General features: G+C 64.5%; 16 protein-coding genes. 4 read left to right on the top strand and 12 right to left on the bottom strand.

Annotated elements, in window-relative coordinates; translation table 11 throughout:
- Positions 1–4: 4 nt before the first annotated feature.
- Together ACFDR6_RS01475 and ACFDR6_RS01470 are read right to left on the bottom strand one after the other, a co-directional pair.
- Entirely contained in the window at positions 5–859 is an 855-nt protein-coding gene (locus tag ACFDR6_RS01475; RefSeq protein WP_375857129.1) for a C40 family peptidase, read from the bottom strand.
- On the bottom strand, positions 852–2,225 hold the full coding sequence (locus tag ACFDR6_RS01470) for a leucyl aminopeptidase family protein (protein ID WP_375857128.1): 1,374 nt from the start codon (positions 2,223–2,225) through the stop codon (positions 852–854). Before ACFDR6_RS01470 ends, ACFDR6_RS01475 begins: the two co-directional genes overlap by 8 nt.
- Positions 2,226–2,423: 198 nt before the next feature.
- Here ACFDR6_RS01470 and ACFDR6_RS01465 point away from each other — a divergent pair, with 198 nt between their 5' ends.
- From ACFDR6_RS01465 to ACFDR6_RS01455, 3 genes are all read left to right on the top strand, one after another.
- Entirely contained in the window at positions 2,424–2,627 is a 204-nt protein-coding gene (locus ACFDR6_RS01465; protein WP_212087840.1) for a hypothetical protein, read from the top strand.
- A 257-nt stretch (positions 2,628–2,884) separates the two neighbouring features.
- Positions 2,885–4,387, top strand: a complete 1,503-nt coding sequence (locus ACFDR6_RS01460) for a metallophosphoesterase family protein (RefSeq protein WP_375857127.1) — start codon at positions 2,885–2,887, stop codon at positions 4,385–4,387.
- A 98-nt stretch (positions 4,388–4,485) separates the two neighbouring features.
- Complete coding sequence (locus tag ACFDR6_RS01455; RefSeq protein WP_375857126.1) at positions 4,486–5,316, top strand: tetratricopeptide repeat protein; 831 nt, start codon at positions 4,486–4,488, stop codon at positions 5,314–5,316.
- 50 nt (positions 5,317–5,366) lie between these two features.
- Here the strand turns inward: ACFDR6_RS01455 and ACFDR6_RS01450 are convergent, their stop codons facing one another.
- The 10 genes from ACFDR6_RS01450 to ACFDR6_RS01405 form a co-directional block, all read right to left on the bottom strand.
- Positions 5,367–6,341, bottom strand: a complete 975-nt coding sequence (locus tag ACFDR6_RS01450) for a type II secretion system F family protein (protein WP_212087853.1) — start codon at positions 6,339–6,341, stop codon at positions 5,367–5,369.
- 9 nt (positions 6,342–6,350) lie between these two features.
- Positions 6,351–7,328 (bottom strand): type II secretion system F family protein, encoded by a 978-nt coding sequence (locus ACFDR6_RS01445; protein WP_317241177.1) that lies wholly within the window; start codon positions 7,326–7,328, stop codon positions 6,351–6,353.
- Positions 7,329–7,344: 16 nt separating this feature from the next.
- Positions 7,345–8,814: a TadA family conjugal transfer-associated ATPase gene (locus ACFDR6_RS01440; RefSeq protein ID WP_317241176.1), complete on the bottom strand. Its 1,470-nt coding sequence runs from the start codon at positions 8,812–8,814 to the stop codon at positions 7,345–7,347.
- Between the two features lie 21 nt (positions 8,815–8,835).
- The gene (locus ACFDR6_RS01435) at positions 8,836–10,104 is read right to left on the bottom strand and encodes a CpaE/TadZ family protein (RefSeq protein WP_212087859.1); all 1,269 of its coding nucleotides are present in this window, start codon (positions 10,102–10,104) and stop codon (positions 8,836–8,838) included.
- Positions 10,101–10,835 carry a CpaD family pilus assembly protein gene (locus ACFDR6_RS01430; protein WP_375857125.1) on the bottom strand — a complete coding sequence of 245 codons (735 nt, stop codon included), beginning with the start codon at positions 10,833–10,835 and terminating at the stop codon, positions 10,101–10,103. Before ACFDR6_RS01430 ends, ACFDR6_RS01435 begins: the two co-directional genes overlap by 4 nt.
- Before the next feature lie 20 nt (positions 10,836–10,855).
- Positions 10,856–12,331 carry a type II and III secretion system protein family protein gene (locus ACFDR6_RS01425; protein WP_212089067.1) on the bottom strand — a complete coding sequence of 492 codons (1,476 nt, stop codon included), beginning with the start codon at positions 12,329–12,331 and terminating at the stop codon, positions 10,856–10,858.
- Positions 12,332–12,342: 11 nt separating this feature from the next.
- The gene (gene cpaB / locus ACFDR6_RS01420; protein ID WP_212087863.1) at positions 12,343–13,140 is read right to left on the bottom strand and encodes a Flp pilus assembly protein CpaB; all 798 of its coding nucleotides are present in this window, start codon (positions 13,138–13,140) and stop codon (positions 12,343–12,345) included.
- 128 nt (positions 13,141–13,268) lie between these two features.
- Positions 13,269–13,793, bottom strand: coding sequence for an A24 family peptidase (locus ACFDR6_RS01415; RefSeq protein ID WP_212087865.1), 525 nt, complete (start codon positions 13,791–13,793; stop codon positions 13,269–13,271).
- 124 nt (positions 13,794–13,917) lie between these two features.
- On the bottom strand, positions 13,918–14,064 hold the full coding sequence (locus tag ACFDR6_RS01410) for a hypothetical protein (RefSeq protein ID WP_375857124.1): 147 nt from the start codon (positions 14,062–14,064) through the stop codon (positions 13,918–13,920).
- 68 nt (positions 14,065–14,132) lie between these two features.
- A complete protein-coding gene (locus ACFDR6_RS01405) occupies positions 14,133–14,297 on the bottom strand; it encodes a Flp family type IVb pilin (protein ID WP_027544253.1) in 165 nt (54 codons plus the stop codon).
- Between the two features lie 270 nt (positions 14,298–14,567).
- Here ACFDR6_RS01405 and ACFDR6_RS01400 point away from each other — a divergent pair, with 270 nt between their 5' ends.
- On the top strand, positions 14,568–15,395 hold the full coding sequence (locus ACFDR6_RS01400; protein ID WP_212087867.1) for a sterol desaturase family protein: 828 nt from the start codon (positions 14,568–14,570) through the stop codon (positions 15,393–15,395).
- The last annotated feature ends 31 nt before the right edge of the window (positions 15,396–15,426 follow it).

Below are 15,426 nucleotides of genomic sequence, written 5' to 3'. Positions count from 1 at the left end.
CCCGTCACAACCGCTTGATCGCGACGACTTCGCTGCCGGCCTGCTTGATCCGTGCGATGGCCGGCTCGATCGGCTCGATCACAGTCGCCATGTGATGCGCGTTGGCATGAACCATGGTGCTGCCGTCGCGGACGATCGCGACATGTCCCTTCCAGAAGATCAGATCGCCGCGCTGCAAGCGGCTTCGCTCATGCGGCTCCAGTGCGCGGCCCAGCCCGGCCTGCTGCATGTCGCTGTCGCGCGGGCAGCCGGTGCCTGACGCTGTCAGCGAGACTTGAACCAGGCCGGAGCAATCGATGCCAGAACTGCTCTTGCCGCCCCACAGATAGGGCGTGCCGACGAAGCGCTCGGCGACGGCGACGAAATCCGGCTCGCGGTGATCGAGCGCGGCGAGATGGGACTTCGGCAGATACCTGCCGTCCCGCGTCACGGCGAAGCTGCCGTCTTGGCGCGCCACCGCGAGCCTGGATCCCATCACCAGCGTCTCGGCCGGCGGCAGCTTGATAGAGGGGCCGGGAAACGCAAACGTCCTGAGGGCGCTGACCTTGTGGGTCGGGCCCGCCGTGGGCTTCGCGAGCGCCGCGTCCGGCAGCCAGCCGACATAGCCGTCGTCATTGAGCTGGCCCCAGGCCCAGCCTTCGCCGTTGCGGTCGTAAACCGTGACGCGTTCGCCGCGCAGTGCCTCCGTCATCAGCATCGCGTTCGAAGACGGCTGCTCGCGGACCGGCGCGATCGGTTCGACCACCTCGAATTCCTCACCAGTGACGAAGCGATCAGCCTCAACTTCGCCTTCGAGATATTTCGCGGCGAGGTCGCCCCGCGCCGGCGTCAGCCGCGGATCGTATTTTGGATCATGCATAGCGCTCGCCCAGCAAGGTGTAGATGGCTCGGGCGGCCTGGCACTCGCCCCCTTCGGGCCGCGCCGGCTTGGCCGACGGCGTCCAGCCGTATATGTCGACATGCAGCCAGCTCTTGGCGTGCTCGACGAAGCGCTGCAGGAACAGCGCGCAGGTGATCGAGCCGGCAAAACCGCCTGACGGCGCGTTTGTGATGGTGGCGGTCTTGGAGTCCAGCCAGGAATCGTAAGGCGGCCACAGCGGCATGCGCCACAACGGATCGTTCTCCTGCACCGCGCAGCGCGCGAGGTCGGCGGCAAGGGTTTCGTCATTGGTGTAGAACGGCGGCAGTTCCGGACCCAGCGCGACCCGCGCCGCGCCGGTCAGTGTGCCCAAATCGATCAGCAGGTCGGGCTTCTCCTCGTCGGCCAGCGCCAGCGCGTCGGCGAGCACCAGCCGCCCTTCAGCGTCGGTGTTGCCGATCTCGACCGTGATCCCTTTGCGCGAGGTGAAGACATCGAGCGGGCGGAAGGCGTTGCCGGCAACCGCGTTCTCGACCGCCGGAATCAGCACGCGCAGCCGCACCTTCAGCTTGGCGACCATCACCATGCGTGCCAGCGCCAGCACGTTGGCAGCGCCGCCCATGTCCTTCTTCATGATCAGCATGCCGCTCGACGGCTTCAGATCGAGCCCGCCGGTGTCGAAACAGACGCCCTTGCCGACCAGCGTCACCTTGGGATGAGCAAGGTCGCCCCAGCCGATGTCGATCAGCCGCGGGGCGCGGCTGGATGCCATGCCAACGGCGTGGATGAGCGGGAAATTCTTCTCCAGCTCTTCGCCGATGGTGCAGGCGAAACTTGCACCGAACTCGGCCGCGAGGTCTTGCGCGGCGGCGGCCAGCTCTGCCGGTCCCATGTCGTTGGACGGCGTGTTGATGAGGTCGCGCGCGAGCATTGCGGCCTCAGCGACCCGCTCGATCCCGGCCGCATCGACGCCATCAGGAGGCACCAGCCGGACGTCGGGGCGATTAGCCTTGCGGTAGCGCGCGAAGCGGTAGCATCCCAGCGCGAAGGCGAGCGCTGCCAGCCGCGTATCATGCGGCGCATTGGCAAAGCGATAAGTGCCCGGCGGCAAAAGCCCGGGCAGGGCGCCAGGCCGGAACAGGTCGCGCGATCTTGCGCCCTCGTCCTCGAGGCCGAACAGCACCTGCGCAATCGCGCCGTCGGGCGCGGGCAGCGCGAGATGGGCGCCCGGCTTGGCGGTGAAGGCGCATGCCGTGGCGAACAGGCGTTGCGCTGGCGGCAGCGTCTCGGCGACCTGATCCCAGCTCGCTTTGGTGACGAAGATGATCGGGATGGCGGCGGGTGACGTCTCGAAGACAGAAGGCATTGGCGGGTCCCGATCGTCAGATCAAACGGGTCATACGACCGGACGAGACTTCGCAGAGTTTGGCCGCTGCTGCAATCGGCTTTGCCGTCACCGTTCAGCGAGCGCTACTCGCGGCTAGGGGCCCATGCTAGGTTCCGGCAAGGCCGCCAGAGATGGAAACCGGGCGACCGACGACAAAGCCCGCCGGGAGGAAGCGCAATGGAATTTGTGTGGAGCGTGGTCACATTCATCGGACAGGCCGTCGAGGCTATTTTTGGCTATATCGAGCACCATCACTGGATCTTCGCGCTCCTGGTCGGCGGTTACGTGTTTTATCTCCATGACCGATCCGTCCACGCGCGGTTCGATGCGCTGGACAGGCGCGTCGACGAAATCCGCAAGCGGCTTGCCATCGAATATTGATCGGACGAAATGAAACCGTCGTACGGCAGGTCTCGTATTTCATGTTGAGAACTGCCGTTCACCCGAGTGTTGCCGCGGGGCTTTACTAGCGCCACGGTTGTGTCATGATTGGTGAATATTTTAGATTGTGTCGTGCGCCTCTGCACGCCTCAAGAGCAAGATCTTTGCCCGAGCTATGACTGGCTTCGATCTGTTTCGTCAAAGGTATTTCTCGCATCGTTTTGGGCGGCGCAGCATCGGCAAATGAGCGGCGCAAAATGGATAGATCGTTCGTTATTGCGCAGATTTCCGATCTGCATCTCGACGGATCGGGCCGGCTGCTTGCGGCGATCGAAACGCTCAGTGCCGCTCTCCGCGAGAGAATGGCGGGCCTCGCCGACGTCCCCGACCGCATCCTGCTGATCACGGGAGATCTCGTGGACGATCCGACGCCGCGCGCGCTCGACGAAGCGCTCGCCGTCATCGCGTCCCTCCGGCAGACACGCGTGTTCACCGACATCCAGGCCGTTGCCGGCAATCACGACGTCAAGCGGCCGAGCCGCTGGACCGGCCGCCACGACGTCTATGATTACTTCAATCTGCCGCGGACCTCGAAGAGCGTCTATTACCGGCAGGCCGGCCTCGACTTGGTGCTGCTGGATTCCAACCGCGCAAGCCTGACGACGCTTGCGAGCGGCAACATCGATGAGGGCACGTACAAGACGATGGTCGCGGATTCCGCCCGGCTGAGCGTCGAGCTCGCGGGCAGCATGGGCTCTGCGGGGCGCGCCGACTATGCCGAACCGACGGAGAATCTGGTGCGCGTGCTGGCCCTGCATCATCATCCGCTGCCGCAGGCGACCGGGGAAGGAAAGCGCTTTCTCGGCGTGCCCGACGAGCCGCTGATGTATCTGGCAGCGCCCGCAACCTTCCTCGAAGCGGCAACCTCCCTCAACGTCGATCTGGTGCTGCACGGTCACCGGCATGTCGAGGGATTGACCCGCTATTCCATTCCCGATCCACGCGCGACCTCGAGCGAGAGCGGCGAAGCGTTCTGGCGCACCATCTACGTGCTCTCCTGTCCGTCCTCGACCGGGCAAGCCGGCGACGATGCCGGCTTCAACATCATCCATTTTAGTCCTGTGTCCCATGCCGGCCGTATGGACTACCGTTTCGCGGTCGCGCGCTACTCGAGACCGCGCAACGAAGGCGCTTTCAGGCTGCTCGATTCGAACCTGCCGGACGGAATCATCAGGCTGCCGGCAGGGCGGGACTTTTCCCGTGATCCGGCGGTTCAGTCGGCAATCGAGATCGCCTCATGCGTCTCGCTGAAGCGGAATCAGGTCGCCGCGTTCGCCCGCCGATTGTTCGCGCGCCGCGGCTTCTACGATGAAGCCGAACCGGACTGGGCGAACGCGTTCTACACCTACGTCGTCTCGTCTCATGCCTGGAGGGACCTCGAAGGCAAGGTCGTGAGGTCGGGACCGAGGTCTGACATCGTCGCATTGTCCGCGGTGAGAACACTGCTCGCTCGATTGATCGCGCAGTCCGCCGAGGTGCTCGGCGTCGACCGCGCTCAGCTCGATTCGCTCTCCGGCAGGCGCTCGATCAACCGTGACGACTTCCTGCGCCAACTGCCGAGCCTGTCCGGCGAGGGTGTCGATACCCAGCCGGCGGCGCGGCAAAGGCGGGAGTTGCTGCGGGAGATGAACGAACCGATGATGGCGCTCGGCCTCGATCTGGATCTCGGCGGTGAGGCGCCGCCCCAAACGGCGCCCTGAGAGGTGCGGACTGCAAGGCGGCGTTAACCGGCCGTTAGGGTTAACAGTCTATTGCTGGCGCGTTCGGCTCGATCAATCGGCTCGAGAGTCAAGGCGTCATGCGTCAACGGTTCAGGCTAGCCCGACTTCTTGCGTCCACGTCAGTGGTCGCGGCATTGGCCATGGGCCTCGGCGGCTGCACGGCCATGTCGAAACTCTCCGACGTGACGGGCTCGGTCGGCGGATCACGGGCAGAGGCGCCTCCCACCGATCGCACACCGGCAGATCCGGTGCACGCCGTCGAAGCCTATGGCGAGCGCTACCGTGCCAATCCCAAGGATGCCGATGCCGCGCTTGCCTATGGGCAGGCCTTGCGCAGCAACGGCCAGCGCGCCCAGGCCGCGGCCGTGCTCGAGCAGGCGACCATCGCCAATCCTGGCAACAAGACACTCCTCGCCCTGTATGGTCGCGCGCTCGCCGACAACGGCAAATTCCAGCAAGCCTACGACGTCCTGGCGAAAGCGCATTCGCCTGATAATCCGGACTGGCGCCTGCTCTCGGTGCAGGGCACTGCGCTGGACCAGATGGGCCGTCACGAGGAGGCGCGTTCCTATTACGCCAGCGCGCTCAAGATCGCACCGGGCGATCCCGGCGTGCTCTCCAATCTCGGCCTGTCCTACATGTTGTCGAGAGATCTTCCCAAGGCCGAAGAGGCGCTGCGGCAGGCCTACGCTTCGCCGCGGGCGAGCACCCGCGTGCGGCAGAATCTCGGCCTCGTCGTCGGCCTTCAGGGCCGCTTCGCGGAAGCCGAGACCATCGTGAAGGCAGATCTGCCCCCGGACCAGGCTGCCGCCAACGTCGCCTATCTCAAGGACATGCTCAGCCGCAGCGAGGGCCCGCGCGGCGGACCGAAGCGGACACCGGTCGCTTCGCTCAGCCAGCCCGACTGATCAGATCCCTAGACTGCGGCGTCAGGGGGAACCGCGCGGATCGCCCCGTCTCAATGCAGCTCGGTGATCTTGATGCCGGTCGGCCCGAGAATGACGACGAACAGCACCGGCAGGAAGAACAGAATCATCGGCACCGTCAGCTTCGGCGGCAGGGCGGCCGCCTTCTTCTCGGCTTCGTTCATGCGCATGTCGCGGTTTTCCTGCGCCATGACCCGCAAGGAATGCCCGAGCGGGGTGCCGTAACGCTCTGCCTGCATGAGTGCGAGACACACCGACTTGACGCCCTCGAGCCCGGTGCGTCGCGCCAGATTCTCATAGGCAACCTTGCGATCCTGCAGGTAGGACAATTCGGCCGTGGTCAGCGTGAACTCTTCGGACAGCGCGATCGACTGCCCCACGATCTCGGTGGCGACTTTCCGGAACGCCATCTCCACCGACATGCCGGATTCGATGCAGATCAGGAGCAGGTCGAGCGCATCGGGAAAGGCGCGCTTGATCGAGAGCTGACGTTTGGAAATCGCGTTCCTGAGGAACAGCATCGGCGCCTGGAGGCCGAGATAGGCGGCGCCGACGCAGATGCCGATCTTGATCGGCAGCGCCTGCTCCATATGCGCGATCCCGAAAACGTAGATGACCGAGCCGATGAAGAGCACGATCGGCGCGACCATGCGGGCAAACAGGAAGGTGATGTAGGGCGCATGGCCGCGGTAGCCAGCCATGATGAGCTTGTCCCGCGCAGCCTCCTGCGCGAGCCATTTGGTGAGGTTGAAGTCCTCGACGACCTTGGAGACGAGTTGCTTCGGGGTCTGGCGCAGCGAGACCTTTTCGTTCTTGTTAAGGCGCTCACGCTCGCGCTGCCGAATGCGTTCACGCTCGCTCGCGACCGCCTTCATGCGCTTGGAAAGTCCTTCGCCGGCGAGCAGTGGCATCACCAGCGTATACACGGTGGCACTGGCGGCAATGGCCGCCAGCAGCATGGTCATGAAGCGAACGTCGTGCAGTTTCGAGACGAGAAAATCGACCATACGGCACCGTCAAAAATCGAAATTGATCATCTTTTTCATCACCATGATGCCGATCGACATCCAGACGACGCAGCCGACCAGCATCAGCTGGCCGGTAGGATGAGTCCAAAGCAGCGAGATGTATTGCGGCGTCGTGAGATAGACGAGGAACATCACGATCGGCGGCAGCGAACCGATGATGCCGGCCGAAGCCTTGGCTTCCATCGACATCGCCTGGATCTTCTCCTTCATTTTCTTGCGGTCGCGCAGCACCTTGGAGAGGTTGCCGAGTGCCTCGGAAAGGTTGCCGCCAGACTTCTGCTGGATCGAAACCACGATGCCGAAGAAATTGGCCTCAGGCAGCGGCATGCGCTCATAGAGCCGCGAGCAGGCCTCGCCGAGGGGCATGCCGATCGCCTGCGTCTCGATGATCGACAGGAATTCACTGCGCAGCGGCTCGGGCGCGTCTGCGGCAACGACCTTGATCGATTCGAACAGCGGCAGGCCCGCCTTGATGCCGCGGACGATCACGTCGACTGCGTCCGGCAGCGCCGCCAGGAATTTGGTCTCGCGACGCTTCTTCAGGAAGCCCAACGCCCAGCGCGGCAGCCCGAATCCGCCGGCAAAGGCAAGGCCGGCCGCACCGATCAGGCCGCCGCCGGCAAACAGGGCGACCGCGAAGAGGACGCCCGCCACAACGGCGGAGACCACCCAGAATTTCTGTGTCGTCCAGTCGAGCCCAGCCTGTGTCAGGCGGACGCTGAGCGAAACGCTCTTTTCCTGAAGGCGACGCGCTTCGAGATCCTTCAGGGTGGTCTCGACCTGTTCGCGGCGTGAGCGCTGGGTCTTCTCGGCCTGGCGAGCCGTGGGCACCTCGGCGCGCGAGATCGAGGCTCGACGGCTTTCGGCCTTTCGTTCCCCGGACAACAGCGGATAGAGAAAGACCCAGGCGATGCCGCCGACGGCTGCGGTGGCAAGAAATGCGAGGGCGAGGACTTGCATGTTCATGGCGGTGCCGTCCTGCTCACGTCGTCGGCTTGACTTCCGCCGCGTCCAACGCAGCGGCAAGGCGCTTCTCGTCGCCGTAATAGCGGGCGCGTTCCCAGAATCTCGGACGGCCGATGCCGGTCGAGCGGTGCCGGCCGATGATCTTTCCGTTGGCGTCCTCGCCGACCATGTCGTAGAGGAAGACGTCCTGGGTGATGATGGTGTCGCCTTCCATGCCCATCACCTCGGTGATGTGGGTGATGCGGCGCGAGCCGTCGCGCAGGCGCGCGGCCTGGACGATGACGTCGATCGAGGCGCAGATCATCTCGCGGATGGTGCGCGAAGGGAGCGAAAAGCCGCCCATCGTGATCATGGATTCGCAGCGCGACAGCGCCTCGCGCGGGTTGTTGGCGTGCAGCGTCCCCATCGAACCGTCGTGGCCGGTGTTCATGGCCTGGAGCAGGTCGAACGCCTCCGGGCCGCGGACTTCGCCGACGATGATGCGTTCAGGACGCATGCGCAGGCAGTTGCGCACCAGCTCCCGCATGGTGACCTGGCCCTCGCCCTCGATGTTGGGCGGACGGGTTTCCAGTCGCACCACGTGAGGCTGCTGCAGTTGCAGTTCGGCCGCATCCTCGCAGGTGATGATGCGTTCATCGTGCTCGATATAGTTGGTCAGACAGTTGAGCAGCGTGGTCTTGCCCGAGCCGGTACCGCCGGAAATCAGGACGTTGCAGCGGACGCGGCCGATGATCTGGAGGATCTCCGCGCCTTCCGGTGAGATCGCGCCGAATTTGACGAGCTGATCCAGCGTCAGCTTGTCCTTCTTGAACTTGCGGATGGTGAGCGTCGGCCCGTCGATCGACAGCGGCGGCACGATGGCGTTGACGCGGGAGCCATCGGCCAGGCGCGCGTCGCAGATCGGCGAGGATTCGTCGACGCGCCGGCCGACCTGGCTGACGATGCGTTGGCAGATGTTGAGGAGCTGCTGGTTGTCGCGGAAGCGAATACCCGTGCGCTGGATCTTGCCGGCGACTTCGATGTAGACGGTGTTGGCGCCGTTGACCATGATGTCGGCGATGTCGTCGCGCGACAGCAGCGGCTCGAGCGGGCCGTAGCCGAGGACGTCGTTGCAGATGTCGTCGAGCAGTTCCTCCTGCTCGGCAATCGACATCACGATGTTCTTGATCGCGATGATCTCGTTGACGATGTCGCGGATTTCCTCGCGCGCGGACTCCGAATCGAGCTTGGCGAGCTGGGCCAGGTCGATCGCCTCGATCAGCGCGCCGAAGATGGTCGCCTTGACCTCGTAATAATTGTCCGAGCGCCGGCTCTCCATGGGCGGAGGTGGTGGAGCCTTGGCAGGCGCAAGCGGCGGGGAGGCGACGGCCGGCGGAGGCGGGGCGCGCGACACCGTCGGCGCCGGAGCCTGGACAGGCTCGGGCGACACGGCGCCGGGCTTGGGCGCCCGAAGGTCGGTGTCTGTTCCGCTACGCTTACCGAACACTTAACAACTCCATGCGGCGGCTTATTTTCCCCGCAACTTGTCAATCAGGGGTGAAAACAGGGACGACTTTTGTTTCTTGGTCTCGCTGCGGCCGGTCAGGCGCTGGGCGATCTGGAGGAACATCTCGATCGACTTGTGGTTGGCGGAGATCTCCGCGATCATCTGGCCGTTGTTGGCCGCAGAGCCGAAAATCTGCGGCTCGAACGGGATCGAGACGATCGGCTGGCTCTCGATCGCCTTGGCGAACTCGGCAGCGGCGATTTCGGGCCGCTTCGGCACGCCCACCTGGTTCAGGCAGTAGAGCGGCGGCCGGTCGTTGGGACGCGCGGCCTTCAGCAGATCAAAGAGGTTCTTGGTATTGCGCAGATTGGCGAGGTCAGGAGCGGCCACGATCAGGATGTCATCCGCTCCGATCAGGGCGCGCTTGGTCCAGCCCGACCATTGATGCGGAATGTCGAGCACGATGCAGGGCATGGTGGAACGCAGCGTGTCGAAAACGGAGTCGAATGCGTCGCTGCCGAAATCATAGACCCGATCGAGCGTCGCCGGCGCGGCCAGCAGGCTGAGATGGTCGGTGCATTTCGACAGCAGGCGGTCGATGAAGGCGGTGTCGACGCGATCGGGTGAGAACACGGCGTCGGCAATGCCTTGCGGCGGATCCTGGTTGTAGTCGAGCCCGGCGGTGCCGAACGCGAGGTCGAGGTCGGCGACGACGGCGTCCATTGCAAGGTCGCGCGCGATCGCCCAGGCGACATTGTGGGAGATGGTGGAAGCCCCGACGCCGCCCTTGGCGCCGACCACGGCGATGATGCGGCCGACCGCCTTGGCTTCCGGGGCCGAGAACAGGTTGCAGATCGAGCGCACGACGTCGATCGCGCCGACCGGCGCGAGCACATAGTCGCTGACGCCGCGGCGCACCAGCTCGCGGTAGAGCGTGACGTCGTTGATGCGGCCGATCACGACCACGCGGGTGCCGGCGTCGCAGACGGTGGCGAGCTGGTCGAGCCCACCCAAGAGGTCGTTGCGGCCGTCGCTCTCGAGCACGATCACGTTCGGCGTGGGGGCCGAGCGGTAGGCTTCGACCGCGGCCGCCATGCCGCCCATCTGGATCTTCAGATGAGCCTTGCCGAGCCGACGATCCTCGCCGGCCGACTGGACGGCGGCAGCAGTTTCCACAGTCTCGCAAAAGGCCTGGACCGAGACGCGCGGCGCGGGCGCAATATGCTCCTCGACCGGGGGAGGAGCTGCTTCCGGCTGCTCTTCGTGTGTCTGGCGAGCGTAGCTGATCATTTGCCGGTGTCGCTGAGTTTGGCCTTGTCGGCGTCGGAATAGGTGGTCGACGTCGAGAGTCCCTTGCGGTACTTCTCGAGACCAGTGATGCGTCGGGCCGTGTAGGACGGCGTTTCAGGCCGCGGCTGCTCCAGGTCCGACGGATTGTCGACCATCGCCGCGAGGTTGCGCTGATAGGCGCAGCCGTAATTGTAGTAGTCCTTGTTCTCGAACCACCTCTTGTTCTTCATCGAAGGACCGATGTCCTCCGGCCACAGGCCGCAAGGACCCGCGACCGCGGCGATCTTGGAATAGGTGAGCCGGATCGGCGGCAGGAAACGTTTGTCTTCCGGCTGGTAGGGACGAATGTTGACGCCGCGCGGCGGAACGCCTGCGCCTGCCAGCATCGCCTGGATTTCACGCATCGTGTCCGCGACCGGACGCGTGTTGGGCGTGCCGGATGGAACGTCGATGCGGATGGCGCCCGTACCTTCGCGCAACCACGCCGATGCGACACCCATCACGTCTGCGCGCTGGGCGGCGGTCAATCCGCCGCGGGCATGACCGACGAAGACGACGATCGAGCGGTTCTGCTCCTCGATCGCGATCGGATGGCGCTGCTTGTAGTCGTCGGGAATGGAAGCGGTGAGGACTTCGTCGTGCTGGCAGCCGCAGAGCGCCAGCGCGATGCCGACGAGCGCGCCACCGAGGCGGATGGCGCGTTTGCGAAGCTGGGGTGGTCTTGTGATCATCGTGAAGTCCCCGTTCCGCTTCAGTCGGTGATGAAGCCGTAGGTGCCGCGGTAGTTCTTGGCCGGTTCGGTCCGGCCAGGCACGCCGTAGATGCGGTTGATGTTGCCGATCAGCTGGGCCTGCGGGTCCGCCGGCGGGGCAAAGCCGTCATCCGGCCGCGACAGGTCCTTCGGCGCCACCGCGCGAACGACGTAAGGCGTCACGATCACGACGAGCTCGGTCGCGTTGTTGACGAAGTCACGGCTGCGGAACAGCGTGCCGAGGATCGGGAGCTGCATCAGCCCCGGCAGTCCGTTGATCGCCTGCTTGGTCTGCTGCTGGATCAGGCCGGCCATCGCCATCGCGCCGCCGGAGGGAATTTCCAGCGAGGTCTCCGCGCGCCGGGTCCTGATCGAGGGCACCGTCAGCGAGTTCACCGACGTCGAGCTGACGGCCTGCGACAGCGTGATCGCATTTTCGTTCGAGAGCTCGGAGACCTCGGTCATCACCCGCAGGCTGATCTTGCCTTCGCTCAGCACGACGGGGGTGAAATTGAGCGAGATACCGAACTTCTTGAAGCTGATCTGGGTGGTACAGACATGCGTGACGGGATCGCACGCATAACCTGCCGGGACCGGGAATTCACCGCCGGCGATGAACGTTGCCGATTCACCGGAGATCGCGGTCAGGTTCGGTTCGGCCAGCGTGCGGATCACGCCCGCGGTTTCCATCGCGCGCAGGGTGGCCTGCACCGACGGCGCGCCGCCGAACTTCGTGGTCAGATTGTTGCCGTCCACGAGATTCTTGCCGAGAGCCGTGAACGGATTCGAGTTGGAGAAGCTCACCACGGAGGTGCCGTAGTTGAGGTTGGCGGTCAGGTCGATGCCGAGCTGCTTGACGATGTTGCGCTGGACCTCGGCCACCGTCACCTTGAGCATGACCTGGTCGCGGCCGCGGACCATGATCGAGTTCACCACCTTGTCGGCGCCGCCGGCCAGGCGCGCGGCAAGATCATTGGCCTGCTGCGCTTCCAAGGGGTTCGCCGCCGTGCCGGTCAGGACGATGCCGTCGCCGAGCCCGTCGATCTGGATGTCTGCATGGGGCAGGACCTGCTTCAGCGCCGCCCGCACACCGTTGAGGTCGCGCTTGACCGCGATGTCATAGGCCGCAATCTGCTGCCCGGCGGAATCGAAGAAGACGATGTTGGTCTGGCCGACCGCGGCGCCGATGATATAGGCGCGCTGCGCCGAGCGGACCACCGCATTGGCGATCTTGGGATCGGCGACGAGCACGTCCTTGATGTCGCGGGGCAGGTCGATCACGATGGACTTGCCGACGCCGAGCGAGAGGAAGCGCGCGTTCATCTGGCCGTCCGCCGCAGCCGATGCCGCGGGTCGGTAATCGGCGGCGACCACGGGGCTCAGCACCGGGTTGAGCGCCAGCGCGATAGCGGCCGAAAACGACAGGGCGCGGACCACGGAGGTCCGCATCGTCGCCAGATCCACCCTGCATTTCATATCGACTGTCTTCATCGTGCTTTCGCCGTCTGACTTGGAATGCCGTAGCGAATGATCGAAATACCGTCCCGCTTCTGCGCGGAATCATCGAGCGTGATTTCGCTCATCTTGACGTCGACGATGCTGCGCAACGCCAGCGACAGCGTGCCGCTCTGGCGGGCTGCAGAGAGCGTCGCGGTCTGCGCGGGATTGAGCTCGAGGGTGACGGTCTTGCCGACCACCGCGTTCTGGCCGTCCTTCTCCTTCGGCGCCTGATCGATGGCGAGGACTCGGATATTGGCCAGGATGATCTCGGAGGTGACGACGTCGGGAGCGCCGCTGCTCTGGTCCGGGTTCTTCAGCCGGCGTGTGAGAAGGACGTCGACGCGATCGTTGGGCAGGATGAAGCCGCCTGCGCCGGTCTCCGGCGAGATCTCGGTCGAGATCGCCCGCATGCCGGTGGGCAGGATTGCCGCCATGAAGCCGGAACCCTCGGCCTTGACCAGCTTCTGGTCGCGAATCGGCTCACCCTGGATGAAGGGGGCACGCGCAATCGATCCGCTGACCTGGGTCGCGCCCTCGGGACGCTCGTTGCGCCGGATGAAGGTAGCGCTGGCGGTCGCGGCCGGCCAGGTCTGCCATTGCACGTCTTCCAGCTTCACGGTCTGACCGAGGCCGATGTCGTTCTTGGCCACGAGAACGTCGACGGTCGGAAGCTGCGCGACCGGGGCCGGAGGCGGCGCAGAATTGTCCGTGCCGCTCGCCAGGTACGCGGCGACGCCGCCGGCGCAGATGGCGACCGCCAGGACGACAATGCGTGCCCTATTCATACGCTTCACTTTCCAACAAAACGCCGCGACGCTGCCGCCGCCGTAATCGGCAGTTGACCAGCTATTCGTCAAAGCATGGTTAATGAGGCGTATCTAAATCGCCTTAACGCTGGGTTTACCCAGTGCGTTCAGCGCAGCGCGAGGTGGGCGAGGTCGATCGCCTTCACCCATTCGGTCTCCGGGTAGACCATCAGCGCGCTCAGGGCGAGCGCGATGCCATAGGGGATGCCGCTCTCCTTGGCGTGCAGCCGCGCAAGCCAGGCCTGACCCGCCAGCCCATAGGGCAGGGGCCATTGCCGGAACTGGAGCAGGAGCAGCGTCAGCGCGCCGCCGAACAGCGATGCGTAGAGCAGGAAGTTCATCAACTGCGCGAATCCGAACCAGAGCGCGACCGAGGCCGCGACCTTTGCGTCGCCGCCGCCGACCCAGCCCATCGCAAAACAGGTGAAGGCCACGACCAGGACAAGCGCGCCGGCACCGACATGAGTCAGCATCTCGTAAGGTGCCATGCCACCGGCGAGGGCAAGTGCGAAGAAGCCCGCGACCAGCGCCAGCGACACGCGATTCGAGATCGTCATCGTGAAGAGATCGCTCGCGGCGGCGAACGCCATCAGGGCCGGGAAGAGCAGAAGGCGCGCAAGGTCGAGGATCATGGGCTGCGTCTTGTGGCCGAGGGTTTTGCCGCGGGAACTGGCGTCCGGCGATGCTAATCGGGACTGCTAAATAAACCGACAACGGCAGTATGAGTCGCGGGCGCCGAAGCCGCGGAACGCGGGCTCACCAGGAGCCGGCAATGCGCGCGGCGAGCGCGACTGTCGCAAGCAGCAGCGCAAGGCAGACCCAATAGACCGGCGAGCCGGCCTGCGCAGCCCCTGCCTGGTTCGCCGCGACCGCGGCATCGGTTCTGTACTCGCGCAACGCCACTGGAACTCGCCGTCTTCAAAAACAAAGGCCCCGGAGATCCGGGGCTCTTGCCGTCGTTCGTCGGTCGCTTACTTCAGCGACGTGCTGATCGAGGTGAACTTGGTGTTCAGCGTGGTGCCGAGATTGTTGACGACGGTGATGATGGCCAGCGCGATGCCGGCGGCGATCAGACCGTATTCGATGGCGGTGGCGCCGGATTCATCCTTCGCGAAACGCGCAATCAAGTTCTTCATGAACAAAACTCCATCTGGGGTGAAGATCGCCTCGTTCGGCGCCGTCTTTGACCCCTTGACCATGAGAGCCGAGCTCTTTCGGTAGAGTTAATTCGATCGAGCAAACCCGATTCCGGCGCGATGCTTTCGCCCAGAGTGAATTTCCCCTTAAAGCCGCGGTTGGAATCCGCTCCGGTTCCAGATGCAGCGGGAGCACGACGGCGGCTTCACCGTCCCTTAAATCTAGCGGAGTAGGCATAAGAGAACTGGATTCCGCGGAGAGAGGCGATGATGTCGAGCCTGCCCATGCAAGTCGCCCTGATGCTCGGCGAGACCATCGTGAAGGTCATCCCCGTCACCTTCGCGCTCGCGGCCGTGTTCACCGTGCTCGAGCATTTCTGGGCCTGCAATCCCGGTGCGCCGTGGTGGCGCAAGCGGGAGATCGTCACCGACATCTGTTACTGGTTCTTCGTTCCGGTGTTCGCCCGCACCATGCGGATCGGGCTTCTGATCGTCGGCGCCAGCGCCATCTTCAACATCCACGATGCCGACGGGCTCATCGCCTTCTACGACAACGGCCATGGCCCGCTGGCGCAGCTGCCCCTGTGGGTGCAGGCCGTGCTGTTCCTGGTGCTGTCCGATTTCATGTTGTATTGGCTGCACCGGCTCTTCCATGACGGCGGCTTCTGGAAGTACCACGCCGTCCATCATTCGTCGGAGGAAATCGGGTGGATTTCCGCGGCCCGATTCCATCCCGTCAATCTCATGCTCGGGACGATCAGCGTCGACGTCGTGTTGCTGATGGCCGGCATCTCCCCGAACGTCATGATCTGGGTCGGCCCGTTCACCACCTTTCATTCGGCCTTCGTGCATGCCAACCTGAACTGGACCTTCGGACCGTTCAAATATTTGCTGGCAACGCCGGTATTCCATCGTTGGCACCACACCTCCCTCGAAGAGGGTGGCAACACCAACTTCGCCGGGACGTTCCCGATCTGGGATGTGCTGTTCGGCACCTTCCGCATGCCGGAGGGGCAGTTGCCGCAGGACTACGGCAAGGATGAAGCGACCATGCCGAAGGAGTTCGGGGGCCAGCTGGCCTATCCGTTCCGCCAATAGGATTGGAATATTGGCGCGTAAAGGCAGTCCG

It is taken from the genome of Bradyrhizobium tunisiense (assembly GCF_042263385.1).
GTDB classification, from domain to species: domain Bacteria; phylum Pseudomonadota; class Alphaproteobacteria; order Rhizobiales; family Xanthobacteraceae; genus Bradyrhizobium; species Bradyrhizobium tunisiense.
This window is presented reverse-complemented; position numbering and strand designations above follow the sequence as displayed.